Origin of the sequence: Rudaea sp. (assembly GCF_036383415.1) — a bacterium.
Taxonomy (GTDB): domain Bacteria; phylum Pseudomonadota; class Gammaproteobacteria; order Xanthomonadales; family Rhodanobacteraceae; genus Rudaea.
This window is the reverse complement of the sequence record NZ_DASVOK010000377.1, coordinates 1-25064: the sequence shown is the minus strand read 5'-3', so window position 1 is coordinate 25064 and position 25064 is coordinate 1. Positions and strand designations below refer to the sequence as shown.

The 25064-nt window shown below is 64.9% G+C and carries 20 protein-coding genes; 11 read left to right on the top strand and 9 right to left on the bottom strand.

Annotated features, from left to right (window positions below; all coding sequences use genetic code 11):
* Positions 1 to 119: 119 nt before the first annotated feature.
* Positions 120 to 938 (bottom strand): AMP nucleosidase, encoded by an 819-nt coding sequence (locus VF497_RS13970; RefSeq protein ID WP_330889737.1) that lies wholly within the window; start codon positions 936 to 938, stop codon positions 120 to 122.
* A gap of 186 nt (positions 939 to 1124) precedes the next feature.
* On the opposite strand from VF497_RS13970, the gene VF497_RS13965 reads away from it, so the two are divergent.
* The 4 genes from VF497_RS13965 to VF497_RS13950 all read left to right on the top strand — a co-directional run bounded on the left by VF497_RS13965 (position 1125) and on the right by VF497_RS13950 (position 6535).
* On the top strand, positions 1125 to 3539 hold the full coding sequence (locus tag VF497_RS13965) for an acyl-CoA dehydrogenase (protein WP_330889735.1): 2415 nt from the start codon (positions 1125 to 1127) through the stop codon (positions 3537 to 3539).
* Positions 3540 to 3549: 10 nt separating this feature from the next.
* Positions 3550 to 4179 carry a 2-hydroxychromene-2-carboxylate isomerase gene (locus VF497_RS13960; RefSeq protein ID WP_330889733.1) on the top strand — a complete coding sequence of 210 codons (630 nt, stop codon included), beginning with the start codon at positions 3550 to 3552 and terminating at the stop codon, positions 4177 to 4179.
* A gap of 100 nt (positions 4180 to 4279) precedes the next feature.
* Positions 4280 to 5113 carry an ABC transporter ATP-binding protein gene (locus VF497_RS13955; protein WP_330889731.1) on the top strand — a complete coding sequence of 278 codons (834 nt, stop codon included), beginning with the start codon at positions 4280 to 4282 and terminating at the stop codon, positions 5111 to 5113.
* 111 nt (positions 5114 to 5224) lie between these two features.
* A complete protein-coding gene (locus VF497_RS13950) occupies positions 5225 to 6535 on the top strand; it encodes a dicarboxylate/amino acid:cation symporter (RefSeq protein WP_330889729.1) in 1311 nt (436 codons plus the stop codon).
* 49 nt (positions 6536 to 6584) lie between these two features.
* Here the strand turns inward: VF497_RS13950 and VF497_RS13945 are convergent, their stop codons facing one another.
* Positions 6585 to 7235 carry a TetR/AcrR family transcriptional regulator gene (locus VF497_RS13945; protein WP_330889727.1) on the bottom strand — a complete coding sequence of 217 codons (651 nt, stop codon included), beginning with the start codon at positions 7233 to 7235 and terminating at the stop codon, positions 6585 to 6587.
* A 166-nt stretch (positions 7236 to 7401) separates the two neighbouring features.
* Here VF497_RS13945 and VF497_RS13940 point away from each other — a divergent pair, with 166 nt between their 5' ends.
* From VF497_RS13940 to VF497_RS13920, 5 genes are all read left to right on the top strand, one after another.
* Positions 7402 to 8628 carry an efflux RND transporter periplasmic adaptor subunit gene (locus tag VF497_RS13940; RefSeq protein WP_330889725.1) on the top strand — a complete coding sequence of 409 codons (1227 nt, stop codon included), beginning with the start codon at positions 7402 to 7404 and terminating at the stop codon, positions 8626 to 8628.
* 150 nt (positions 8629 to 8778) lie between these two features.
* The gene (locus tag VF497_RS13935; RefSeq protein WP_330889723.1) at positions 8779 to 11976 is read left to right on the top strand and encodes a multidrug efflux RND transporter permease subunit; all 3198 of its coding nucleotides are present in this window, start codon (positions 8779 to 8781) and stop codon (positions 11974 to 11976) included.
* Positions 11977 to 12009: 33 nt separating this feature from the next.
* Entirely contained in the window at positions 12010 to 12735 is a 726-nt protein-coding gene (locus VF497_RS13930; RefSeq protein ID WP_330889721.1) for an SDR family oxidoreductase, read from the top strand.
* 190 nt (positions 12736 to 12925) lie between these two features.
* Entirely contained in the window at positions 12926 to 15019 is a 2094-nt protein-coding gene (locus VF497_RS13925; protein ID WP_330889719.1) for a phosphocholine-specific phospholipase C, read from the top strand.
* 228 nt (positions 15020 to 15247) lie between these two features.
* Entirely contained in the window at positions 15248 to 15838 is a 591-nt protein-coding gene (locus VF497_RS13920; RefSeq protein WP_330889717.1) for a cysteine dioxygenase family protein, read from the top strand.
* Positions 15839 to 15847: 9 nt separating this feature from the next.
* Here VF497_RS13920 and VF497_RS13915 read toward each other — a convergent pair whose 3' ends face one another.
* The 4 genes from VF497_RS13915 to VF497_RS13900 form a co-directional block, all read right to left on the bottom strand.
* Positions 15848 to 16534 (bottom strand): energy transducer TonB, encoded by a 687-nt coding sequence (locus VF497_RS13915; protein WP_330889715.1) that lies wholly within the window; start codon positions 16532 to 16534, stop codon positions 15848 to 15850.
* A 114-nt stretch (positions 16535 to 16648) separates the two neighbouring features.
* Positions 16649 to 17248 carry a rhombosortase gene (rrtA, locus tag VF497_RS13910; RefSeq protein WP_330889713.1) on the bottom strand — a complete coding sequence of 200 codons (600 nt, stop codon included), beginning with the start codon at positions 17246 to 17248 and terminating at the stop codon, positions 16649 to 16651.
* Positions 17241 to 18089, bottom strand: a complete 849-nt coding sequence (gene rhlP / locus VF497_RS13905; protein WP_330889711.1) for a rhombotarget lipoprotein — start codon at positions 18087 to 18089, stop codon at positions 17241 to 17243. Before rhlP ends, rrtA begins: the two co-directional genes overlap by 8 nt.
* Entirely contained in the window at positions 18070 to 18921 is an 852-nt protein-coding gene (locus VF497_RS13900) for an alpha/beta hydrolase (protein ID WP_330889709.1), read from the bottom strand. Before VF497_RS13900 ends, rhlP begins: the two co-directional genes overlap by 20 nt.
* Positions 18922 to 19065: 144 nt before the next feature.
* Between VF497_RS13900 and VF497_RS13895 the strand changes: the two genes are divergently transcribed.
* Positions 19066 to 19779: a helix-turn-helix transcriptional regulator gene (locus VF497_RS13895; RefSeq protein WP_330889707.1), complete on the top strand. Its 714-nt coding sequence runs from the start codon at positions 19066 to 19068 to the stop codon at positions 19777 to 19779.
* 54 nt (positions 19780 to 19833) lie between these two features.
* Here the strand turns inward: VF497_RS13895 and VF497_RS13890 are convergent, their stop codons facing one another.
* Both VF497_RS13890 and VF497_RS13885 read right to left on the bottom strand, forming a co-directional pair.
* Positions 19834 to 21426 carry a hypothetical protein gene (locus tag VF497_RS13890; protein WP_330889705.1) on the bottom strand — a complete coding sequence of 531 codons (1593 nt, stop codon included), beginning with the start codon at positions 21424 to 21426 and terminating at the stop codon, positions 19834 to 19836.
* 1 nt (position 21427) lies between these two features.
* On the bottom strand, positions 21428 to 21889 hold the full coding sequence (locus VF497_RS13885; protein ID WP_330889703.1) for a DUF3574 domain-containing protein: 462 nt from the start codon (positions 21887 to 21889) through the stop codon (positions 21428 to 21430).
* Between the two features lie 94 nt (positions 21890 to 21983).
* Here VF497_RS13885 and VF497_RS13880 point away from each other — a divergent pair, with 94 nt between their 5' ends.
* Complete coding sequence (locus tag VF497_RS13880) at positions 21984 to 24437, top strand: TonB-dependent receptor (RefSeq protein ID WP_330889701.1); 2454 nt, start codon at positions 21984 to 21986, stop codon at positions 24435 to 24437.
* Between the two features lie 24 nt (positions 24438 to 24461).
* Here the strand turns inward: VF497_RS13880 and VF497_RS13875 are convergent.
* On the bottom strand, positions 24462 to 25064 hold a 603-nt coding region (locus VF497_RS13875), incomplete at its 5' end, for an ABC transporter permease (RefSeq protein WP_330889699.1).

The following is a 25064-nucleotide window of genomic DNA, read 5'->3' as shown; positions in this document are numbered from 1 at the left end:
GACAGGATGCCGTCATTCGCGCCGAGCACGGCCGCGCGCAGCCAGCCGATGCGCTCGCCAACGTGGCGTTCGTGATGCCTGCGCGTCGCCGCGCTGTCGAGATGGCGCGAACGCATCGATTACAGCTCGTGCTCGCCGCCGAGATCGTCGTGGTATTCCTCGTCCGCCTCGAAGCGCAGGTGCTTGACGCTGCGGCCGTGGCGGCGCACGAGCTTGAGCGCCTCGATGCCGACCTTGATGTGTTTCTCGACATAGTTCGCCGTGATCTTCCTGTCGCTGGCCTCGGTCTTCACGCCTTCGGGAATCATCGGCTGGTCGGAGACGAGCAGCAGCGCGCCGGTCGGGATGTGGTTGGCGAAGCCGGCGGCGAAGATTGTCGCGGTCTCCATGTCCACGGCCATGCTGCGCGTGCGCCGCAGCAGGTTCTTGAATTCCTCGTCGTGTTCCCAGACGCGACGGTTGGTGGTGTATACGGTGCCGGTCCAGTAGTCGTGACCAAGGTCGCGGATCATCGTCGACACGGCGCGCTGCAGCTGGAACGCAGGCAGCGCCGGCACGATCGGCGGCAGGTAGTCATTCGAAGTGCCTTCGCCGCGGATCGCCGCGATCGGCAGGATCAGGTCGCCGAGCTGGTTCTTCTTCTTCAGACCGCCGCACTTGCCGAGGAACAGCGCGGCCTTCGGCGCGATCGCACTGAGCAGGTCCATGATCGTGGCCGCGTTCGGCGAGCCCATGCCGAAATTGATCAAGGTGATGCCGTCGGCAGTCGCGTTCGGCATCGGCCGGTCGCGACCCTGCACTTCGACGCCGTTCCATTCGGCGAACATGTCGACGTAGTTGCCGAAGTTGGTCAGGAGAATCTGCTCGCCAAACTGGTCGAGCGACGTGCCCGTGTAGCGCGGCAGCCAGTTTTCCACGATGTCTTTCTTGTCTTTCATTTTTGTATTCCGCTGGGGTTGCCGATGACGACACATCGGCGGAATGGCAGGTCATTGGTTGTCGTCGGCAAGTTTAATCGTTGCGCGCGCCATGTGCAGCCGTCGCGCGGCGGCGCAGCTTTGCTTTTTTGCGCCCGCGAAGGATGATGCGACGCGTGTCGCCGCCCTGCATTCCGGGAGTTTTCAATGCTCATCACCCTGCTTCTCGCCCTGATCGCACTGAGCGCCTTGCTCTTTCTCGGCCGCGGCTTCCTCGCCTGGGTCGTCGCGGTCGGTATCTGGCTCGTCGGCTGGCGCATCACCGGTATCGCCTCGCCGCTGCTGTTCGAGATCACGGCGCTCGTGCTCACCACGCTCGCTGTCGCATTCGGCATTCCCGCGATCCGCCGCGCACTGATCACGAGCCGGGTGATGCCGATCTTCGCCAAGGTGTTGCCGCGGCTCGGCGAGACCGAACGCATCGCGCTCGACGCGGGCACGGTGTGGTGGGACGCGGAGTTGTTCTCGGGCAGACCCGACTGGAACAAGCTGCTCGATTTCAAACCGCAGCCGCTGAGCGCCGACGAGCAGGCGTTCCTCGACGGCCCGGTCGAGCAGCTCTGCGCGATGCTCGACGACTGGCAGATCAACCAGCTGCGCGACCTGCCGCCCGAGGTCTGGGAGTTCATCAAGAAAAATGGCTTCTTCGGCATGATCATCCCGAAGGAATACGGCGGCCACGGCTTTTCGGCGATCGCGCATTCGCGCGTGGTGACGCGCATTTCCTCGCGCTCGGTCGCTGCGGCAGTCACGGTCATGGTGCCGAATTCGCTCGGCCCGGGCGAACTGCTGCTGCACTACGGCACCGACGAGCAGAAGAACTATTACCTACCGCGGCTCGCGCGCGGCGAAGAGATCCCGTGCTTCGGCCTGACCGGCCCTGAAGCAGGCTCCGACGCGGCGGCAACGCAGTCGACCGGCATCGTCGAGAAGCGCGTCGTCGACGGCAAGGAAATCCTCGGCCTGCGCCTCGAGTGGAAAAAACGCTACATCACGCTCGCACCGGTCGCGACGCTGGTCGGCCTCGCCTTTCGCATCAAGGATCCCGACCATCTGCTCGGCAACGAGGACGACCTCGGCATCACCTGCGCGCTGATCGAGGCGCATCTGCCCGGCATCGAGATCGGCCTGCGCCACGATCCGATGGGCGTGCCGTTCATGAATGGGCCGATCGTCGGCAAGGAGGTTTTCGTCTCGCTCGATCACGTGATCGGCGGACGCGAAGGCATCGGCCAGGGCTGGCGCATGTTGATGGAAAGCCTCGCCGCGGGACGTTCGATTTCGCTGCCCGCGCTCAGCGTCGGCGCCGCGCAGATGATGACGCGCATCTGCGGCGCCTACGCGACCGTGCGCGAACAGTTTGACACGCCGATCGGCCGTTTCGAAGGCATCGAGGAGCCACTCGCGCGCATTGCCGCGAAGACCTACATGATGACCGCGACGCGCACGCTGACCTGCGGTGCGCTCGACGCCGGCGAAAAGCCGGCCGTGCTCTCGGCGATCGCCAAGGCCTACCTCACCGACAGCATGCGCGAAGTCGTCACCGATGCGATGGACATCCGCGCCGGCAGCGCGATCCAGCGCGGCCCACGCAACTCGCTCGCTCGCGCCTGGGACGCGGTGCCGATCGGCATCACCGTCGAGGGTGCGAACATCCTCACGCGCTCGATGATCATCTATGGGCAGGGCGCGATCCGCTGTCATCCGTTCGTGCAGAAGGAAATCGCCGCGGTCGCCACGAACGATCTCGCCGCGTTCGATGTGGCGTTGTTCGGCCACATCAATCTCGTCCTGCGCAACGTGACGCGCGCCAAGCTGCTCGCGCTGAGCAGCAGCCGTCTCGCCGCCGCGCCGAACGTGCAGGACACGCGCCGCTACTACCAGCATCTCTCGCGCTTCAGCGCAGCGTTCGAATTCGCTTCCGACATCGCGATGGGGACACTCGGCGGGTCGCTCAAGCGCCGCGAGAAAATTTCCGGGCGCCTCGCCGACGCGCTCGCCTATCTCTACCTAGCCTCGTGCGCACTCAAGCGCTACGAGGACGAGGCGAAGACGACGGCAAACCTCAATCTCGTCTCGTGGTGCGCGGAATATTCGCTGTACAAAGTGCAGGAAGCGTTGCGCGGCGTGATCGAGAACCTGCCCACGCGCGCCGCCGCATGGATGCTCAAGCTCGCGATCTTCCCGCTCGGCGCGCGCTTCCGTCCGCCCTCGGACAAACTCGGCGCGCGCGTCGCGCGCGACATCCTCGAAGACCGCGAAGCGCGCGCGACGCTGACCGGCGACGTCTTCATCCCGCCGCCCAGCGAACCCGGACTCGGCACCCTCGAAGCCGCGCTCGACAAGGCAGTTCGCGCAATCCCGGTCGAGACCAAGCTGCGCGACGCCGTGCGCGCCGGCACGCTCGACCGCGCGCCGGGCTACATGCTCGACGAAATGGGCCTGAAGGCCGGCGTAATCACCCAGGCCGAATACGATCTGTTGCAGGAAGCCGAAGCGGCGCGCAACGAGGTGATCGCGGTCGATTCGTTCGATCCGGCAATCTTCAAGACCTTGCATTGAGGAACGTGCAATGAACGCGCATTGGTACTTCGATTTCGTCTCGCCGTTTTCGTATCTGCAATTGGCGAAGGTTCTGCGCTGGCGTGACCGGCTCGACATCACGCCCGTGCCGATCGCATTCGGTGCCGTGCTCAAGCACCATGGCCAGCTCGGCCCTGCGGAAATTCCGGGCAAGCGCGAATTCACCTACCGCTTCGTGCAATGGCAGGCGCAACAGGCTGGCGCAACGCTGCGTTTTCCGCCGCAGCATCCGTTCAACCCGCTCGCGGCGCTGCGTCTGTGCATCGCCGCGGAGACGACGTGGAGCGCGATCGAGGCGATCTTCGATCATCTCTGGTGCGAGGGAAAACCAGGCGTAACGGCCAACGATCTCGCCGATCTCGGTGCCGCGCTCGGTATCGGCGACGTGGAATCCGCGATCAACGCAGCGGAGGTGAAGAATGCGCTGCGCACGAACACCGACGGCGCGATCGCAGCCTGCGTGTTCGGCGTGCCGACCTTAAAGGTCGGCGACGAAATGTTCTGGGGCAACGACGCCACACCGATGATCGAGGACTGGCTTGTTAATCCGCAGCGCTTCGACAGCGAAGTATACCGGCGCATTGCCGACTTGCCTTTCGGCATAGAGCGCAGGCGTTGAGTTATTGACAGTCGTTCCCGCCCCGAACCGCAGGAATGACGGGCAAACTCGGGCGAAGGTTAGAATCCGCGTCTCTTCCTTCGCAGCTGCTCTTTACGCCGTGACCGAAACCGATACCGCCGACCCACCCCTGCTCGAACTCGACGACGCGCGCCTGATGCGCGGCGGCAATGAAGTGCTGCGCGGCCTCACACTCCGCATCGTGCCCGGCCAGCATACGGCGATCGTCGGCCCGAACGGCGCGGGCAAGTCGTCGCTCGTGCGCATGATCCACCGCGACGACTATCCGCTCGCGCACGACGACGGCACGCCGCCGATGCGCATTCTCGGCCGCACGCGCTGGGATGTGTTCGAGTTGCGCAAGCACCTCGGTATCGTCTCGGGCGACCTGCAGCAGCGGCTGATCGATGAAGACCTCGTCGACGGACTCGATGCCGTGGTTTCGGGTTTCTTCGCCAGCCACGTGCTGTCGTTCAACCACGCGGTGACAAACGCGATGCGCTCCGCAGCAAAGACAGCACTCGATCGGCTCGGCGCGGCGCATCTCGCCCACCGCCGCTTCGCCACGCTGTCGACCGGCGAGGCGCGCCGCGTGCTGATCGCGCGTGCGCTCGTGCACCATCCGGGTGCGCTGCTGCTCGACGAACCGACCGCGGGCCTCGATTTCGTCGCCCAGCGCACCTTGCTCGAAAGCCTGCGCGGACTCGCGCAAGGCGGTACGACGGTCGTGCTCGTCACGCATCATCTGGAGGAAATCCTGCCCGAAATCGATCACGTGATCCTGTTGTGCGAGGGCCGCGTCTTCGCGCAGGGGCCCAAGCACGAAGTGCTGCGCTCGGAGACGCTGAGCGCGCAATACGCGGCGGCGATCCGCGTCCGGCGCAACGGCGGCTATTACCACGCCGAACTCGACGCGGATTGCGCTGCGTCGTGAATTCGACAACCGTTGCTTCACCCAAAAGCGCTATTGACACAGAGGCGCCGCCATCGTGATGCTCGCGCCCGGGGATGCCGGCCTATCGGTGCGGCTGCTATCGGAGCGGACATGAAAAGTTTTACTCGCCATCTGTACTTCTGGGTACTGGTCGGCATCTTCCTCGGCGGCCTGCTCGGCTGGCTGTTCGGCGACGCGAATCCGGTCATCGCCGACACCGGATTCAAGGCATCCTCGCTCAAGTGGCTCGGCGATCTGTTCATCGGCCTGGTCAAGATGCTGATCTCGCCGGTCATCTTCCTCACCGTCGTGCTCGGCATCGCCGGCATGAACGACATGAAGAAGGTCGGCCGCGTCGGCGGCAAGGCGCTGCTCTACTTCGAGATCGTCTCGACCGCCGCGCTCGCCGTCGGTCTGCTCGTCATGAAGGTCGTGAAACCCGGCAGCGGTCTCAACATCGATCCGGCCTCGCTCGATGCGAAGTCGGTGGCGAACTACGCCAAGGCGGCGAGCGAGCAGTCGACGACCGAGTTCATCCTGCACATCATCCCGAAGACTTTCGTCGACGCGTTCACCGCGAACGGCGACCTACTCCAGGTGCTGCTGATTGCGATCCTGTTCGGCTTCGTACTCTCGCGCCTCGGCGAAACCGGCCAGATCGTGTACCGCTTCTTCGAGGTGTGCTCGAAGGTGCTGTTCGGCATGATCGGCCTGGTCATGAAGGCCGCGCCGCTCGGCGCGTTCGGCGCGATGGCATTCACGATCGGCAAGTACGGCATCGGCACGATCGTCAGCATGGCCAAGCTCGTCGGCCTGTTCTATGTCACCGCGGCGCTGTTCGTCCTCGTCGTGCTCGGTCTGATCGCGCACTTCACCGGCTTTTCGATCCTGCGCTTTCTCAACTACATCAAGTCCGAGCTGCTGATCGTGCTCGGCACGAGTTCTTCGGAAAGCGCGCTCGTGCCTTTGATGGAGAAGCTCGAGAAGCTCGGCTGTTCGAAGTCGGTGGTCGGCCTCGTCGTGCCCTCGGGTTATTCGTTCAACCTCGACGGCACCAACATCTACATGACGATGGCCTCGCTCTACATCGCGCAGGCGCTCAACATCGATCTGAGCTGGGGCCAGGAGCTCGCCCTGCTCGGCGTGGCGATGCTGACGAGCAAGGGCGCATCCGGCGTGACCGGAGCGGGCTTCATCACGCTCGCGGCGACGCTGGCCGTGGTGCCGAGCATCCCGGTCGCCGGCATGGCGCTGATCCTCGGCATCGACCGCTTCATGAGCGAGTGCCGCGCGCTGACCAACTTCATCGGCAACGGCGTCGCCACGATCGTCGTGTCGAAGTGGGAAGGCGAACTCGACGCAGCGACGCTGCAGCGCGAGTTGACCGATCCGAGTTTCGTCGAGAAGGCCGAGGTGGCGTGAGAATTCTTGTCATTCCCGCAGAAGGCGTGGGAATGACGGCAGAGAACGTTCAGCTCATGTGCGCGTCGATCAACGCGCGCGCCGCCTTCGCGATCGAAGTGACCGGACCGGAATTGTTCGGAAAGGTCAGGCGCGTGTAATAACCGCCTTCGAGCAGCAGCATCAGCGCGTCGCCGAGTGAATCGGGTTCGCGCGCGCTCATCTCGCGCGCATACCTGCGCAGGCGGCGGCGGATTTCCGCCTTGTAGTCGTGCACGATCGCGTTGAGCTTGTCGTTGTCCTCGGGGATTTCGACCGCGGCATTGCCTAGCGCACAGCCGCGGCTCGAGCGGCAACCGCAATCGTTCTTCGCCTTGGCCTTGACCAGATCGACCACCGCCTGCATCAGCGCCTCGACCTGGCGACGCGCATCGCCCGCGTGCGGCGCGACGGCGTCGTCCCACCATTGCCAGTAGCCGCGCTCCTGGTCCTTGAGGTACTCCGCGACCAGGTCGTCCTTGGACGGAAACGCGCGGTAGAAACTCATCTTGTTCGTACCGGCATCCTCGACGATCGCGTCGACGCAGACGCCGCGGATGCCGTGGCGATAGAACAGGTCGGCCGCGGAATCGCGGATGCGGTCGCGCACGCGCGGCTTTTCGCTGCGCGCCGGCGCCTCGCTCACCAAGGGCACAGCTGCCGCCATTGATTTTGCGGACATGACACAAACTCCTCTTGACAGGTTAGTGACTGGTCAGTAACATCTCGTAACGTTACTGACCGGTAACACACATTGTGACAGCTTCTCGTAAGCCAAGACCCAAGTCAAGGCGCCACGCAGCAGAGGTCACAACCGGTTCAGTCCGGAAGGATACGAGGAGACCGCCATGCAGTACCCGAAATTCATCAAAGCCGGCATTGTTCTGACCGTACTCGCCGCCGCCCCGATTTTATTTGGCGCTATTGCCGGTTGCTCGCACTCGCAGGCGAGCGGCGCACCCGCCGCCACACCGCCCGCACCTGCAGTCAGCGTCGCCGAAGTCGTGGCCAAGCCGCTGCGCGACTTCGAGGAGTTCACCGGACGCCTCGAGCCCGTCACCACGGTGCAGATCCAGCCGCGCGTCGGTGGTTTCATCGAGTCGGCGCAGTTCGCCGAAGGCGCGCAGGTCAAGAAGGGCCAGGTGTTGTTCCGCATCGATCCGCGCCCGTACCAGGCCGAGGTCGATCGCCTCGCCGCGCAGCTAAAGCGTGCGCACTCGCAGGCCGCGCTGGCCACGCAGAACCACGAGCGTGGCAAGCAGTTGATCGCCAAGCACGTGATCGCGCAGCAGGACTTCGACCAGCTCGCCACTGCCGCAACGAGCAGCGGTGACGACATCGGCGCAGCCGCCGCGGCGCTCGAAGCCGCGCGCCTCAACCTCGAGTTCACCCAGGTGCGCTCGCCGATCGACGGCCGCGTCTCGCGCATGCTGATCACGCCGGGCAATCTCGTCTCGATCACGAGCGTGCTGACCACGGTCGTCTCCGACAACCCGGTCTACACCTATTTCGACGTGGACGAGGCAACCTACCTGCGCTTCGCTCACGGCGCGACGAAGGCCGAGAGCCCGGTCTACATGGGCCTGGTCGACGAGCAGGGCTATCCGCACGAGGGCCGCCTCGACTTCGTGGATAACCAGGTCGATGCCAACAGTGGAACCATACGCGCGCGCGGTGTGTTCGACAACGCCGACGGCCACTTCACCCCGGGCCTGTTTGCGCGCATCAAGCTCGTCGGCGGCGCGTCGCGCGATTCGATCCTGATCGACGAGCGCGCGGTCGGCACCGACCTCGGCAAGAAATTCGTGCTCGCGCTGAAGAAGGACAACTCGCTCGAGTACCGTCCGATCACGCTCGGCGCGGCGATCGAAGGCCTGCGTGTCGTGCGCGAGGGCTTGAACGCGGGCGACGTGATCGTCGTCAACGGCCTGCAGCACGTGCGTCCCGGCGCGACGGTGAATCCGACGCGTGTGGCGATGGTGGCAGACGGCAAGGCCGTCGCCCAGCTTGCGCCTTCCGCACCGGCAACGGCTTCGACCGCGACGGGCAAGAGCGGACACGCTGCATTGAACTGATCCGAAGCCTTAGCCCCTCTCCCGCCGGGAGAGGGGTTGGGGTGAGGGTTCGATCATTTCGCGACATTCCGAACCCGGACCCTCATCCGGCGCTTTGCGCCACCTTCTCCCGACGGGAGAAGTAAAGGAAAGAACCAAGGACTCGCCCCCATGAACCTCTCCCGATTCTTCGTCTCGCGCCCGGTCTTCGCCGGCGTGCTGTCGGCGCTGATCCTGATCGCCGGCCTCGTTTCGATTCCATCGCTGCCGATCTCCGAGTATCCGGAAGTCGTGCCGCCGACCGTGGTCGTGCGCACAACCTATCCGGGCGCCAACCCGAAGGTCATCGCCGACACCGTCGCCGGTCCGCTCGAACAAGCCATCACCGGCGTCGAGGACATGCTCTATCAGTTCTCGCAGGCGACCAGCGACGTCGTGATGACGCTGACCGTCACGTTCAAGCTCGGCACCGACGTCGACAAGGCGCAGCAGCTGATCCAGAACCGCGTCGCCCAGGCAACGCCGAAGCTGCCGTCCGACGTGCAGCGCATCGGCGTGACCGTGAACAAGTCCACGCCCGACATCACCTGTGCGGTGTTCCTCATTTCGCCCGACGGCCGCTACGACCAGAACTACCTGTCGAACTACGCGATCCTGCGCATCAAGGACGAACTCGCCAAGCTCGACGGCGTCGGCGACGTGCAGGCGTTCGGCGGCGGCAACTATTCGATGCGCATCTGGCTCGATCCGGAGAAGGTCGCGGCACGCGGCCTCACCGCGACCGACATCGCCAACGCGATCCGCGAGCAGAACGTGCAGGTTGCCGCGGGCCAGCTCGGCTCGTCGTCCACGCCGACGAACGATCCGACCCGGCCGAACTACCAGATCGCGGTCAATACCAAGGGCCGCCTCGTCAGCGAGGAAGACTTCGCCAACATCATCATTCGCACCGGTGCATCGGGCCAGATCACGCGCCTGCGCGACGTCGCGCGCATCGAACTCGGCTCTGACAATTACGCGCTGCGCGCGATGCTCAACAACCAGACCGCGGTCGCGCTGCCGGTGTTCCAGCGCCCGGGCAGCAACGCGATCGCGATCTCCGACGCGGTGCGCGCGAAGATGGCCGAGCTGAAGAAGTCGTTCCCCGATGGCATCGACTACAACGTCGCCTACGACCCGACCGTGTTCGTGCGCGGCTCGATCGACGCGGTGATGCACACCCTGCTCGAAGCGATCCTGCTTGTCGTCATCGTCGTCATCGTGTTCCTGCAGACCTGGCGCGCATCGATCATTCCGTTGCTCGCCGTGCCGGTGTCGCTGATCGGCACGCTTGGTGTCATGCACCTGCTCGGCTTCGGCCTCAACACCTTGAGCCTGTTCGGCCTCGTGCTCGCGATCGGCATCGTCGTCGACGACGCGATCGTCGTGGTCGAGAACGTCGAGCGCAATATCCATGACGGTCTGGAACCGCACGCGGCGACCGTGCAGGCGATGAAGGAAGTGACCGGACCTATCGTCGCGACAGCGCTCGTGCTTTGCGCAGTCTTTTTGCCGACCGCGTTCATCAGCGGCCTGTCGGGCGAGTTCTACAAGCAGTTCGCGATCACGATCGCGATCTCGACGGTGATCTCGGCGGTCAATTCGCTGACCTTGTCGCCGGCGCTGTCGGCGCTGCTGCTCAAGGCGCACGATGCGCCGCCCGACCGCGCCACGCGCATCCTCAACGGCGCGCTCGGCTGGTTCTTCCGCCCGTTCAACCGCTTCTTCACGCGCGCATCGAACAGCTACGTCGGCGCGGTCAGCCGCATTCTTGGGCGCAGTTCCGTCGCGGTGTTCATCTACGCCGGCCTGATCCTGGTCACCGCCTGGGGCTTCATGCGCACGCCGACCGGCTTCGTGCCGCCGCAGGACAAGCAGTATCTCGTCGGCTTCGCGCAGTTGCCCGACGCGGCCACGCTCGATCGCACGACCGACGTGATCCGGCGCATGGGCGACATCGGCCTGAAGACACCCGGCGTGGAAGACGTGCCGGCATTCCCGGGCCTGTCGATCAACGGCTTCACCAATGCGACCAACTACGGCATCGCCTTCACCACGCTGAAGCCGTTCGAGGAGCGCCGCGACGCATCGAAGTCCGCCGGTTCGATCGCGATGGCGATGAACATGAAGTTCGCGCAAATACAAGATGCGTTCATCGCGATCTTCCCGCCGCCACCCGTGCAGGGCCTCGGCACGATCGGCGGCTTCAAGCTGCAGATCGAGGATCGCGCCAACCTCGGCGCCGATGAACTGTACAAGGTGCTGCAGGGCGTGATCGCGAAGGCGTCGAAGCGGCCGGAACTGGCCGGCGTGTTCTCCGGCTTCCAGGTCAACGTGCCGCAGATCGAGGTCGACGTCGACCGCGAGAAGGCGAAGACCGCGGGTGTGCCGCTGCAGAACATCTATGACACGATGCAGATGTATCTCGGCTCGCTCTACGTCAACGACTTCAACCGCTTCGGCCGCACCTACCAGGTCAACGCGCAGGCGGAGCCCGGCTTCCGTTTGACCGCCGACGACATCGGCCGGCTGAAAACGCGCAATGCGCGCGGCGACATGATCCCGCTCGCGAGCTTCGTCACCGCGCGCGAGGCCTCAGGCCCAGACCGCGTGCCGCACTACAACGGCTATCTTGCCGCCGAGCTCAATGGCGCCGCCGCACCTGGATTCAGTTCGGGCCAGGCGCAGGCCGCGATCGAGGACGTGCTGCGCACGGAACTGCCGAATGGTTTCGGTTACGAGTGGACTGACCTGACCTACCAGCAGATCCTCGCCGGCAACACGATGATCGTGATCTTCCCGCTGGTCGTGCTGCTCGTCTTCCTCGTGCTCGCCGCGCAGTATGAAAGCGTCACGCTGCCGCTCGTCGTGATCCTGATCGTGCCGATGACGCTGCTCTGCGCGATCCTCGGCGTGCAGGTCACGCGCGGCGACAACAACATCTTCACCCAGATCGGACTGATCGTCTTGATCGGTTTGGCGTGCAAGAACGCGATCCTGATCGTCGAGTTCGCCAAGGATCGCGAAGCGATGGGCGAGTCGGTCTGGCAGGCCGTGCTCGACGCCTGCCGCCTGCGCTTGCGCCCGATCCTGATGACCTCGCTCGCGTTCATCATGGGTGTCGTGCCGCTCGCACTCGCCACGGGCGCCGGTGCCGAGATGCGCCGCGCGATGGGCGTGGCCGTGTTCTCCGGCATGCTCGGCGTAACCTTCTTCGGCCTGCTGCTGACGCCGGTGTTCTATCTGCTCGTGCGCCGTCGCCGCAAACAACGTGCCGCTGACGACGCGCCGCAAATCCAGCCTCCCTCGCTGCCCGCAGCGAGTCACTGAAACCTCATTCCACTCGTCTTTCGGAGTAATCCCATGACCCAGAAAATTGCACTCGTCACCGGCGCCACGCGCGGCATCGGCTTGGAAACCGTGCGCCAGCTCGCACAGAAAAACGTCCATGTTCTGCTCGCCGGTCGCGACCGCGCCAAGGCCACCGAAGCCGCGCTGAAGCTGCAGGCCGAGGGCCTGCCGGTCGAGGCGATCGCGCTCGATGTCGACAATGCGAACAGCATCGCCGCAGCGGCGAAAGAAGTCGAAGCGAAGCACGGCCACCTCGACATCCTCGTCAACAACGCCGGCATCCTCGTCGACGATCTGGCGAAGAAGCCGTCGGAGCAGACGCTCGACGCCTGGCGCAAGACCTTCGACACCAACCTGTTCGCGCTCATCGCGGTGACGCAGGCTTTCCTGCCGCTACTGCGCAAGTCCGACGCCGGCCGCATCGTCAACGTGTCGAGCATCCTTGGCTCGAACACACTGCACAGCGATCCGACTTCCGGCATCTACGACTTCAAGGTGCCCGCATACAACGTGTCCAAGTCCGCGGTGAACGCATGGACCGTGCAGCTTGCCCACGAGCTGCGCGATACGAAGATCAAGGTCAACGCGATCCACCCCGGCTCGGTGAAGACCGACATGAACAGCGGCGGCGACCTCGAAGTGACGGACGGCGCCAAGTCCAGCGTCGAACTCGCGCTGATCGGTGCCGATGGTCCGAACGGCAGCTTCTCGCACCTTGGCAAGACGCTGCCTTGGTAAATCATCGACATTCGCAGAAACAGCGCGGCCGGCTTGCGGCCGCGTTGTCACGAATCTGTATACATTTCTAAATTTTGTTGCAACGCGCCTTTCCCGGCGCTGACTTCTTCTTTGTTTAGCCTTGCGCACCGTCGGACGTGCGCGAGGGGCCGTGCGTTCCGCCTTCCTTCCCGGATCGACGGAGCTCATCATGACCACCCTGGACCGCCGCAACTTCCTGCGCCTCGCCGGCGCCGGCACGCTCGCCGCCGCGCTGCCGAACAGCATCCGCCGCGCGCTCGCGATTCCCGCGAACAACCGCACCGGCACGATCCGCGACATCGAACACATCGTCGTGCTGATGCAGGAGAACCGCTCGTTCGATCACTACTTCGGCATGCTGCGCGGCGTGCGCGGCTTCGGCGATCCGCGCGCGGTGTTCCAGCGCGACGGCCGCGCGATCTGGCGCCAAGCCGACGGCAGCAACGAAGTACTTCCGTATCGCCCCACGGTCGCCAACCTCGGCGAGACCTTCCTCGACGGCACGCCGCACGACTGGAACACCTCGCAGCAGGCGTTCAACCACGGTGAGTGCGACCAGTGGGTGCCGGCGAAAGGCACGACGACGATGACGCACATGACGCGCGCCGACCTGCCGTTCCACTACGCGCTGGCCGACGCGTTCACGATCTGCGACGCCTACCACTGCTCGGTGCAGGGCCCGACCGATCCGAATCGCTACTACATGTGGACCGGCTACGTCGGCAACGACGGTGCTGGCGGTGGCCCGGTGATCACGAACGCCGAGGCCGGCTACGACTGGTCGACCTACCCCGAGCGGCTCGAGCGCAACGGCATCTCGTGGAAGGTCTACCAGGATGCCGGCGACGGTCTCGCCGCGGGCGGCTACTGGGGCTGGACCAGCGATGCCTACATCGGCAACTACGGCGACAATTCGCTGCTGTATTTCCACCAGTACCAGAATTCGCAGCCGGGCGACGCGCTGTACGAGAAGGCGTTGCGCGGCACGGACATCAAGACTGGCGGCAGCCTGTTCGACCAGTTCAAGGCCGACGTCGCCAACGGCACCCTGCCGCAGGTGTCGTGGATCGCCGCGCCTGAAGCGTACAGCGAGCATCCGAACTGGCCGCCGAACTACGGCGCCTGGTACGCCGCCCAGATTCTTGACGCACTGACCGCGAATCCCGAGGTGTGGAGCAAGACTGCGCTGTTCCTCACCTACGACGAGAACGACGGCTTCTTCGATCACGTGCCCGCGCCGTTTGCGGCGAAGGACGCGGCACAGGGCAAGTCGACGGTCGACACGCGCAACGAATACTTCGCCGGCGATGAGCAGCACGTCGCCGGCCCGTACGGTCTCGGCACGCGCGTGCCGATGCTCGTGATCTCGCCGTGGACGCGCGGCGGCTACGTCGACTCGCAGGTGTTCGACCACACCTCGATCATCCGCTTCATCGAGCAGCGTTTCGGCAACGGCAATCCCGACCTGATCGAGGCGAACATTTCGCCGTGGCGCCGCGCCGTCTGCGGCGATCTCACCTCATGCTTCAACTTCGCCACGCCGAATGCGGCGGTGCCTGCGCTGCCGGACACGAGCGCGTATCAGCCCGCTGACGACCAGCGCCATCCGAGCTACGTGCCGGTGCCGCCCGCGCAAGGGCAAATGCCGACGCAGGAAAAAGGTTTGCGCCCCGTGCGCGCGCTGCCATACGCTTTCGAGGTCGACGGGCGTCTCGACGGCCACGGCGGTTTCGCAGTGAGCTTCAGCAACAGCGGTGCGGCGGGCACCTGTTTCCACGTACGTGATGGCGCCGGTGGCGCAGGCCCGTGGACCTACACGGTCGAGGCCGGCAAATCGCTGACCGATAGGCTCGCGATCGCATCGGCGAGTGGCAATTATGATTTCTCCGTGTACGGGCCGAATGGATTCGCGCAGCGCTACAAGGGCAATGTCGATGGCGTGGCGGTCGAAGCAACGTTGCGCCGCGATGGCGCCAGTGCGAACGTCAAGCTCGATCTGGTCAACAACGGCAACGCCGAAGTCGCGTTGACGATACTCGACGGTTACAGCGGCGAGAGTCGCGCGGCGGTGCTCAAAGCCGGTCACCACAAGCAATTCAATTTCGACGCCAGCGCGAGCTTGCGCTGGTACGACTTGATCGTCAGCGACGGCAAGGCGAACGGCTTGCGCCGCGAATTCGCAGGCTACCTCGAAAACGGCAAGGACGGCGTCAGCGATCCGGCGATCGCGGCCGGTCCGTCGGTATTGCAGGACGACCTCTAACGCACTGCAGCAGCGGGCTCGGAAGGAATCTTTCCAATCACCTCGCCGATTGCTCCGCGGCGAGGTGATTCGGTTCACGGTTTCATCGCGCGGACGCAGCATTTTTCGCATGCGCTTTCTTTACAAGCATATGCGCTCGCGCAATGGAATTTGTACGCGGAATTAGCGCCGCGATAACACCGGGCATGATCGAATAGCCGCATTCGAATCGACCGTGGATTCACTCCCATGCACCATCCTCAAATCGCGATCGCGGCCAGCTGGAGTCGCGCGTTGCGCGAAGCCACGTCCGGCCTCGGCGGCGAGATCACGCCGAAAGACGTAACCGAATTGCGCGAAGCCCTGACCTCGCTCGTCTGGGTCGAGGGCTGCCCGCGCGCCGCGTCGTTCTTCTCCGATGCGCAGGCGCCGCGCTACCGCCGCCAGCTCATCGCCGCGGCCTCCGACCGCTCCTACACCATCCTGCTGATCGCCTGGCCGCCGGGTTACGTCACCCCGCTGCACGATCACGCCGAACTGTGGGGCATCGAGCTCGTGCTCGACGGCGCGCTGCAGGTCGACGAATACTTCAGCGATGGCGATGCGCAGCAACCGGAGTTGCAGCCGCACCGCTCGCTGATGCTCGGCTCCGGCGATGCCGCCGTGTTCATCGATCCGGCCTACGTGCATCGCTGCCGCAATCTGTCCGCGCAACAGCCGGCGCTGTCGCTGCACGTCTACGGCGGCGAGCTCGATCGCTACCAGAGCTTCGTCGAAGTCAGCGACAACCTCTACCGCATCGCGCAGCAACAGGCGGTGCTTGATGCGGTGTCGATCTGACGCGCGCGGCTACGGCAAGGCAAAGCTGATCGGCACGCGCGCCCAGCCCGCGTAGGCCACGCCGCCGCGCACGCCCGGCCTGAACTTCCATTTCATCACTGCCTCGCGCGCGGCGCGGTCGAGGTCGCGCGAACCGCTGGACCTGTCGACCTCGATGTCCTTGACGTTGCCGTCTTCGCCGACGAGCACGCGCAGGATCACAGTGCCTTCGACGTGGTTGCGCAGCGCGATCGGCGGGTACGGGATTTTTGTTTGTGTGCCGTAGCCGAGCGCGGTCGGCGATGCGTCCGCAACGCCGCTGTCCGACGGTGCGGTCGGCACGGGACGATCCGCCGGCGGCGCGATCGAGTCGACCTTGGATGTGGGCGGCATCGGCACGGGTTGGGGAATCGGCGCCGTGATCGTGATCCGCGGCGTCGGTGGTGTCGGCGCAACGCGCTTCTTCATCGGCGGTTGCGGCAACGCCGGTTCGGGCTTGATCTCTTCAGGTGGCCTGACCCAGACCGGTGGTTCGCTCGGCGTAGCCTTGCTGATGCGCTGCAGTTGCATCGCCACTGGCGGAACCAGCAGCAGCAACGCGAGCATGAGATGCAGCGAGAAGCTTCCCGACCATGCGGAAATACGCGGCAAGCTCAGGGAGAGTGAACGACGCGGCAACGCGGACGACGGAACGGAACCAAGAGCCAATGCAGTCATGACGGACTCCTTCGACGTGGCAAGGCGTCCGGCGACCTCGCGCCGGATCGACCATCGCGAGGACTACGCTAGCAAGTGCGGCGGCAACGGCGCATCACGATTTTCTTGAATCGATCAGGCTGTGCGGACAGTCGGGAACAAAGCGCAATCGATGTCCCGGGACCACAGCGCAAACGCGCCAGCCCCGAGAACCGCACCGAAGGCATGCGCCTGCCAGACGACGCGGACCCCCTCATCGAGGCCGGACACATTCGCGGCGAAACCGGTCGCTTCGCACCACGTCTTCAATGCGAACAGTCCGGCCAACGCAATGAGCGGCGCATGCATTGCGGGGGACTCTTTCCACAACACGAGGCCGAGGATCGTGGCGAACGCAGCGCACAGGCCCGACGCACCGCGATAGACGGCCAGCTCCGGCGCACTGAAGTACAGCGCGAGCGACAGCAACGGCGGCGCGTACAGCATCATCGCTGCGAGTGCGCGATGTCCGCAGCACATCTCGATGCCCGCAGCGAGCGCGAACGCCGCTGCCAGATCCACAGCGGCATGGCGCGCGGAGAAGTGCACGACGTGGCCACTCCACGCGCGCCACCACTCGCCCGCGGCGAGCGCGTTGCGCTCACATTCCAGCGCGGTGCGCAACGGCTCCGGCAACAGTGCGATCGCGATGCCGATCGCGAGCAACACAAGCGCAAGCGCCGGCAATCTACGCATGTCGTTGACGCACGAATGCGAACGCGGCCAATACGCCAGCGCCGAGCAGTCCGATCCAGCCGACGTCGCCCCCGCCGCTGTAGCCGGCCTTGTTCTCGATCTTCACCTGCGCGTCGTGCCTGGAGCGTTCGCGAAAATCGTCCATCGACGTCTTCAGTTGCGGAATCAGGTTATCGACGGCTTTCACGTAGCCCGCGTCCTGCGCATGACGCGCGCGTTCGCTGAAACTCGCGAGCGTGCCACTGCCCTTCACCTGGCTCGAACCCGGCGCGCGGAACAGCAGCTTGCGGCTGGCCACGTCGAACACCGAGGCATCGACCAGCGTCTGCACGTCGTACTTGTCGCCGCGGATCACGTAGGCGCCGATGAGGGTCCAGTACAGCACCGCCGCTGCGCGTGTATCGTTGAACTGCACCTGATCGTAGGACAGCAGCGCGATGATCTCGACGTTGAACAGGCGCGCAACCTGGTCGAGGTTGTCGAAACCGCCGCGCGCATGCAGGTAGTTCGACGGAATCACCTCGATCGTGCCGATGTAGGGATACTGCGCGAAGGACGCCTTCACCCGTTCGAGCAGCAGCCGTTTCGACTGTTCGGACGCACCCGAATCCCACTGCCCACCGGGCACGAAGGCGATGCCGGCACGCACCGGCGGCCGCAGCGTCGTCGTGCTGGGTTGCAATTGCGGCGCTTCGCTCGCGTTCGGATAGAGATAGTCGACGACGCTCGCGGCGCGGTGTTCCTGCTGTGGGCGGAACAGCGTCGCGCAGCCGGCGAGCAGCAGCACCGTCGCGGCAACGACGAGGTTTCGCAACCAGGATTTATTCGGAATTGCGTGCATCACGATGCTCCTCAAGTTCAGACGATGGACGATCGAGCAAGCCTTGCGCCACGAGCCACGCCGGAATGCGTTCGGCGAACAAGCCGCGATCGATTTCGTGGGCGCGATCAAGGGCGACGAAATCGGCGCGCTTCGATGCTGCGCCGAGGCGTTGCCCCAGCGCGAACGGGATGATCCTGTCCCTGCGGCCGTGTTCGACATAGACCGGTCCGGGGAATTCGCGCACGCGCGCCAGCGTGTCGTAGGGATAGCGCAACAGGAAGCCCGGCAGCAGGTAGCGGTGCGCGATGTCTTCCAGCGAGGTGTAGGTCGACAGCAGGATCAGCGCGCGCGGCGTGCGCTGCCGCGTCAGCTCGCCGGCCACGCCGCCGCCGATCGAATAGCCCATCACGACGATGCGCTGCGGGTCGGCGCCAGACTCTTGCGCGAGCCAGTCGTAGGCAAGATTGGCCGCTTCGCTGAGCTGCGCGTAGCTGGGATCGCCGTCCGCGCCACCATAGCCCGGATATTCAAGCTGCAGTACCGACACGCCGGCGCGCACCAGCGGCGGCATCGCAGCGAACGAATTTTCGATGCGTTCGAAATTGCCGTGCAGATAGAGAATCGTGGGATGGTTCTCCACGCTTCCCGGCGCCGGCCAGTACACCGCGCGCACCGTGCCGAACGATGCCGGCAATTCGACCGGGCGCGCGCCCACGGGCAACTCGACGCTGAGTGCATGATGCTCGCTCGATGCCGCCGGAAACAGAATGGTCCGCTGCTTCGCGTACATCACCCCGCCGTAGAGCGGATAGATCAGCAACAGGGGCAGCGCGAGCGCACGCAGCTTCATGATCGATTCCGGCAAAAGACGCGGCGAGGATTCCGCCGATCCGGTGCCAACGCAAATCGCTGTGCCGCAGCGCTACGCCTTCATCTTTCGCGTATCATCATTTGATACTTTTCACGGGCCCGACCGATGGGAACGAGCGCCACCTTGCTGCAATCGATCCGGGCGACCTTGCGCGCGCGAGGCATGACCTATCGCCAGCTCGCCGCCGCGCTCGGCGTCAGCGAACCGACCGTGAAACGTGACCTGTCGCGCGGCGATTTTTCATTGAGCCGGCTCGATGCGATCTGCGCTGCACTCGAGGTGTCGCTGGTCGACCTGCTGCAGGCGCCGCCGGCGAAAGATCAGCTCACGCAACTGAGCGAGGCGCAGGAGCGCGCACTCGTGCGCAACCCGCAACTCCTGCTGATCACCTACCTGCTGGTCAACGACTGGAAGTGGAGCGAGATCACCGCGACCTTCGATTTCGACGACAACACGCTGACCTCGGCACTACTCAAGCTCGACACGCTACGCATCGTCAACTTCCGCCCGCCGCGGCGCATCGGCAAGCTCGCCGCGCGCAACTTCGCCTGGCGCAAGGATGGGCCGGTGCACGAGTTCTTCCTCGCCCGCGTCGCGCCCGAATTTCTGCGCGCGCGTTTCGACGGACCGCTTGACGAACTGCGCCTGATCGGCGGCATGCTCTCGGCGGCCTCGCGCGGCCACATCAAGGCCGCGATCGAACGCGTGGCCCAGGAGTTCGAGGATCTCGCCCACCGCGACGCGCGCCTGCCGCTCGCGGACAAGGACGGCTGCACCGCGCTGTTCGCGTTCCGCCAGTGGGAGTTTTCCGAGTTCACGCGGCTGCGGCGGAAGTGAACCGCGGCGCTTTATTGCCGTCAATCCCGCATTCGCGGGGATGACGTTCCTGTTCTATCCGCGGTGATCCGCACTCGTCCGCGTCGAAAGCTCCTGCCTTTGAAACGACAGCAGGAACAACACGCCCGCAAGCACGACATACGCCGCGACGAACTGCCAGACCAGCGCGCGCGATTCGACGGAGAGCGTCCACGGCAGGTAGACGCTCGCGTTCGCATCGACCGAATGGATGATGCCGAACAGGGTCAGCGCGGCGCCAGCGAGCAGGATTGCGGCGGCCTTGCGTGAGTGCCCGTCGATCAGGGCCACGACGAAGCTCGCCCAGATCATCGAAGTGATGATGAAGCCGTTGCCGATGATGAAAATGACGGCGAGTTCCGGCAGGCCGTGTCCTGCGTCGGCGTAGAGCCTGGCGAAATTGTCCGGCGCGACGTAGGTCGGGTTGCCGAGGTAGATCGCGATCATGCGCGCGAGCGCGGGAAAGAATGCGATCACGACCGCGGCGAAATGTTTCTGCGGCGTTGCTTCGAACGCCTGCATGGTGATGTGCATGGCGATGAAGATCAGGATCGGCGCAAGCACGGCGAGCGGGATCAGTTCGATCAGGTTCGACAGATAGCCGAACACGCCGCCGAGGCCGACGAACAGGCCGGTGAGCAAGGTGTAGCCGGTGCGCCCGCCCATCGCACGGTAGGCGGGTTGGCCGATGTAGGGCGTGGTCTGTGCGACGCCGCCGCAGACGCCGGCGATCAGCGTCGCCAGCGCTTCGGTCAGCAGGATGTCGCGCACCTTGTAGTCGTCGCCGGCCGCGCGCGCGCTTTCCGTCACGTTGATGCCGCCGACGACCATGAGCAGGCCGAACGGCAGAATCAGCGCGAGATACGGCACGGTGTATTTCAGGCCCTCGACGAAGCCGAGGTTCGGCCACGGCAGGTTGAAGCGCAGCGTCGGCGCGGCCGGCGCATGGAAGCCCGAGCCGAGCAGGCCGAGCGGACCGAGCACGTAGTACAACACGACGCCGACGATGATCGAGAACAGGACGCCCGGAATGCGTCCCGGCACGCGCCCGTGCGCAACGAGCGCGTAGAGGATGATGCCGAAACAGGCGAGGCCGACCACGGGCACGCGCAGGATGTCGACGAGCGGGAAGAAGCCCATCAGCATCACGGCGATGCCAGCGATCGATCCGAGCAGGCCCGCGCGCGGTACGTTGCGCATGACCCAGTCGCCAAAGAACGACAGCACGGTCTTGAGCACGCCCATGACGACGAGCGAGGCCATGCCGAGTTTCCAGGTCGCATCGGCCGCGGCCATCTCGTCCATGCCCTGCGCCTTGAACGCGAGGAAGGCCGGGCCGAGCACGACCAGCGCCATACCTATCGTCGTCGGCGCGTCGATGCCGAGCGGCATCGCGCACGCATCCGCGCGTCCGCTGCGCAGTGCCATGCGCGTGTAGACGAAGTTGCCGATCAACGCACCGAGTGCGGTGCCCGGGAACATCTTGCCGAAGATCACCTCGGCCGGAAAATGGAAAATGCCGATCAGCGCACCCGAGAGGAACGCCAGCACGGAGAGATTGTCGACGACGAGGCCGATGAAGCCATTGACGTCGCCGGAGGTGATGCGCAACGCGTTTGCCTTGGCCATATCAGAAGGACACTTCGGCCGGCTGGGTCACGCGCAGCACGGACAGGTCGCCCGTCTCCTTCTTCCACGCCGCGCGGATCGCGTCGAGATCGGCGCGCTGCTTCTGTGCATCGGCGTGCAGCAGCATGATGACCTTCGAGTGCAGGCGCTCGACATGGTTCTGGGCTTGCGTGCGCCACTGGCCGTAGACGTCGAACACGCTCAAGCCGTCGGGAAAACGCGGCGTCACCTCACGGTCGAGGAAATCGCGCCAGCGCTTCTCGTTCGCGGCGGCGTTCGCTTCCTCGCCGGCATCCGAAATCACACCGACGCCGAAGTAGAGTTCTGTGCGCACCCAGTTCTTCGCCGCATCGGGGTGCGACGCGTCGCCGGCGAGCGTGCTCGACGTGGAATGCGACGGCGCCGTCGTTGCACAGGCGGACAACAGCAACCCCGACAACATAAGCGCAGCGAGTTTTTTCATATGGACGTCTATTCCTTACGGACGGCAAGTTGCCTAGTATTGGCTGCTTTGGCGCTGCGGCGCAATAAATGCTATTCGCTTCCTGGAAATAACGATGAAAGAAAAAATCAGTTCGACGCCCCGCCACCCGCTCTTCGTCGCAATCGCGGCTCTGCTCACCACCGCGCCTGCCGCTTATGCGCAGCAGGCGAACGACGCGCAGACCGCGAACCTCGACACGATCATCGTCACCGGCACGCGCGCGCCCAACCGCACCGTGCTCGATTCGACCTCGCCGATCGACATCGTCACTGCAGATGATCTCAAGGCCGCCGGCGCGGTCAACGGCGAACTCGGCCAGGCACTGCAGACGCTGCTGCCGTCGCTCAACTTCCCGCGCCAGTCGAACGCGGGCGGCGCCGACATGGTGCGCTCGGCGCAGCTGCGCGGGCTCTCGCCCGACCAGGTGCTCGTGCTGATCAACGGCAAGCGCGTGCACATTTCGGCGCTCGTGCAGACCGAATCGACGACCGGCCTCGGCACCACGCCGGTCGATCTCAACGCGATCCCGATCTCGGCGATCAAGCGCGTCGAGGTGCTGCGCGATGGCGCCGGTGCGCAGTACGGTTCCGACGCGATCGCGGGCGTGGTCAACATCATCCTCGACGACGCGCCGCACGGCGGCGAAGTGACGACGAGCTACGGCGCCTACCATACCGACTTCGAGCCGACGAACCGCACGATCACAGACGGCCAAAGCAGTTTCACCAGTGCGAAGTTCGGCACCGAACTCGGCAGCGGCGTCGGTGGATTCCTGCGCGGCGGTGTCGAGCTCAACAACCACAACGCGACCAACCGCGCCGGCTTCGACAACTTCGCCGGCGATTCGACGCCGGACAATCTCAAGCTGCTCGGCAAGGTCAACTATGCCGCTGGCGACCCCAAGCTCGAGAACTATTCCGGCTGGCTCAACAGCGCACTGCCGCTGTCGGACGCGGCGACGCTGTACGCGTTCGGCACCTACGCGCACCGCCATTCGACCGGCGACAACTTCTTCCGCTACCCGGACGATTCGGCGAACGTGAAGTCGATCTATCCGAACGGCTACCGCCCGGTCGGCCTCGGCAGCAGCGACGACCTCCAGGGCACGGCCGGCGTGCGCGGACACCTCGGCGACTGGGACTACGACGCGAGCCTGACCTACGGCGACAACGACTTCGACTATCGCCTGCGCAACTCGCTCAACGCCTCGCTCGGCACGGCCAGCCCGACTTCGTTCGACACCGGCGAATACGAGTTCGCGCAGACTGTCGCCAACTTCGACGCGACGCGCGGCGTGAACCTCGGCGAGCGCGACTACACGCTCGCGCTCGGCGCCGAGGCGCGCCACGAGAATTTCCAGACACATGCGGGCGATCCCGCGTCTTATGCGATCGGCCCGATCACCGGCGTGCCGATCGGTGCGCAGGCCGGCACGAACCTGACCCCGGCCGACACGGCCGACATGTCGCGCAACGTGCGGGGCGTGTATGCGGAACTCTCCGGTAACGCCACCGACGCGCTGTTCGTCGACGCGGCCGTGCGCTACGAGCACTATGGAGACTTCGGCGGCACGACCAACGGCAAGCTCAGCGCGCACTACGAAATCACGCCCGAGTTCGCCCTGCGCGGCGCGGTGTCGACCAACTTCCGCGCGCCGTCGCTCTCGCAGATCGGCTTCGAGTCGACGTCGACCGGCTACGACAACAACGGCAACATCATCGATTCGCGCATCCTCTCGGTCAACAACCCGATCGCACGCGCGCTTGGCGCAAAGCCGTTGCAACCGGAGAAGTCGCACAATTACAGCATCGGCTTCACCGCAAGGCCGGCCGAGAAGTTCGATGTGTCACTCGACGTCTACAAGATCGATATCGACCATCGAGTGGTTTTGTCCGAGCAGATCGGCGGCGATGCGCTGACCCAGTTCATCGATTCGCATTTCGGCATTCCCGGAGTGCAGGCGGTGAACTTCTTCACCAACGCGGTCGACACAAGCACGAAGGGTGCTGACCTCGTCGCCAACTACCGTCTGCCGCTGTACGCCGGCACGCTGACCCTGACCGGCTCGTACAGCTACGCCAATACGCGCATCGAACGCGTCGCCGACACGCCGGCCGAACTCGTCGCGCTCGGCAACGACAACGTGCTGTTCGGCCTGCAGGCGCGCAACATCCTGACCAACGCGGCGCCGCGCAACCGCGGAATTCTTTCGGCGCGCTGGGCCGATTCGAACTGGTCGCTGCTCGGTCGCGCCACGCGCCAGGGCTCGACGACGCGCGTGTTCGACTTCGGCGGCGGCTTCACTCCGACGCAGACCTACGCGGCAAAATGGCAGCTCGACGCGGAAGTCGAATACAAGTTCACGCCGGCGTTCTCGGTCGCCGTCGGCGGCGTCAATCTCACCGACAACTACCCGACGCGATCGAGCGATGACATCAACTACTTCGGCAACCTGCCCTACGACATCATCTCTCCGATCGGCTTCAATGGCGCGTATTACTACGCGCGGGCACGACTGACTTTCTGACGTCGAACGCCTTGCGAGCGGACCTCAGACGCTGCGCGTCGCCACCGCCGGCGGCACGCGCGAGGCGCGCGTCGCCGGGCCGAGCACGGCGATCTGGCCGAGCAGCCACAGACAGGCGAAGCCGATCGGCACGTAATACCACGGCAACAATTTCGAGCCGTCGACGTGGGTCAGCAGCCACAGACTCAGCGCGTAGGTAAGCAGTCCACCGAGAAGCAGGCCGCAGGTGGTGATCACGAAGTTCTCGGTCTGGAAATAGCGCAGGATCGAACCACGCGTCGCACCGAGTGCGCGCCGCGTGCCGATCTGCTTGGTCCGCTGCGCGACCCAGAAACTCGCCATGCCGACGATGCCGAGCGCGGTGATCGTCAGCAACGCAACGATCACGCTGCCGAGGATGATCGCCATCGCGCGATCGCCCGCGTAGGCGCGCGAGCGCACCGTTTCCGTGGTGCGCATGTTGCGCACGATGCGACATTGGTTGGCTTCGCCGAGCTTGGCCTCCACCATTTTCATGACCTCGTCGCGACGGCCGGGTTCGGCGCGGATCAGATAGGTCGTGCCGTTGCCGTAGGCCAGGTGCGTCGGCCACATCACCGAGAATTCGATGTCTTCCGCATCGACCCA

Bases quoted from the DNA above. Each gene is read 5' to 3' on its own strand.
- VF497_RS13920 (WP_330889717.1), top strand. From the start codon at position 15,248: ATGCACCATCCTCAAATCGCGATCGCGGCCAGCTGGAGTCGCGCGTTG.
- VF497_RS13965 (WP_330889735.1), top strand. From the start codon at position 1,125: ATGCTCATCACCCTGCTTCTCGCCCTGATCGCACTGAGCGCCTTGCTC.
- VF497_RS13950 (WP_330889729.1), top strand. From the start codon at position 5,225: ATGAAAAGTTTTACTCGCCATCTGTACTTCTGGGTACTGGTCGGCATC.
- VF497_RS13885 (WP_330889703.1), bottom strand. From the start codon at position 21,889: ATGAAAAAACTCGCTGCGCTTATGTTGTCGGGGTTGCTGTTGTCCGCC.
- VF497_RS13925 (WP_330889719.1), top strand. From the start codon at position 12,926: ATGACCACCCTGGACCGCCGCAACTTCCTGCGCCTCGCCGGCGCCGGC.
- VF497_RS13915 (WP_330889715.1), bottom strand. From the start codon at position 16,534: ATGACTGCATTGGCTCTTGGTTCCGTTCCGTCGTCCGCGTTGCCGCGT.
- VF497_RS13935 (WP_330889723.1), top strand. From the start codon at position 8,779: ATGAACCTCTCCCGATTCTTCGTCTCGCGCCCGGTCTTCGCCGGCGTG.
- VF497_RS13960 (WP_330889733.1), top strand. From the start codon at position 3,550: ATGAACGCGCATTGGTACTTCGATTTCGTCTCGCCGTTTTCGTATCTG.
- rhlP (WP_330889711.1), bottom strand. From the start codon at position 18,089: ATGCACGCAATTCCGAATAAATCCTGGTTGCGAAACCTCGTCGTTGCC.
- VF497_RS13900 (WP_330889709.1), bottom strand. From the start codon at position 18,921: ATGAAGCTGCGTGCGCTCGCGCTGCCCCTGTTGCTGATCTATCCGCTC.
- VF497_RS13930 (WP_330889721.1), top strand. From the start codon at position 12,010: ATGACCCAGAAAATTGCACTCGTCACCGGCGCCACGCGCGGCATCGGC.
- VF497_RS13945 (WP_330889727.1), bottom strand. From the start codon at position 7,235: ATGTCCGCAAAATCAATGGCGGCAGCTGTGCCCTTGGTGAGCGAGGCG.
- VF497_RS13880 (WP_330889701.1), top strand. From the start codon at position 21,984: ATGAAAGAAAAAATCAGTTCGACGCCCCGCCACCCGCTCTTCGTCGCA.
- rrtA (WP_330889713.1), bottom strand. From the start codon at position 17,248: ATGCGTAGATTGCCGGCGCTTGCGCTTGTGTTGCTCGCGATCGGCATC.
- VF497_RS13890 (WP_330889705.1), bottom strand. From the start codon at position 21,426: ATGGCCAAGGCAAACGCGTTGCGCATCACCTCCGGCGACGTCAATGGC.
- VF497_RS13970 (WP_330889737.1), bottom strand. From the start codon at position 938: ATGAAAGACAAGAAAGACATCGTGGAAAACTGGCTGCCGCGCTACACG.
- VF497_RS13940 (WP_330889725.1), top strand. From the start codon at position 7,402: ATGCAGTACCCGAAATTCATCAAAGCCGGCATTGTTCTGACCGTACTC.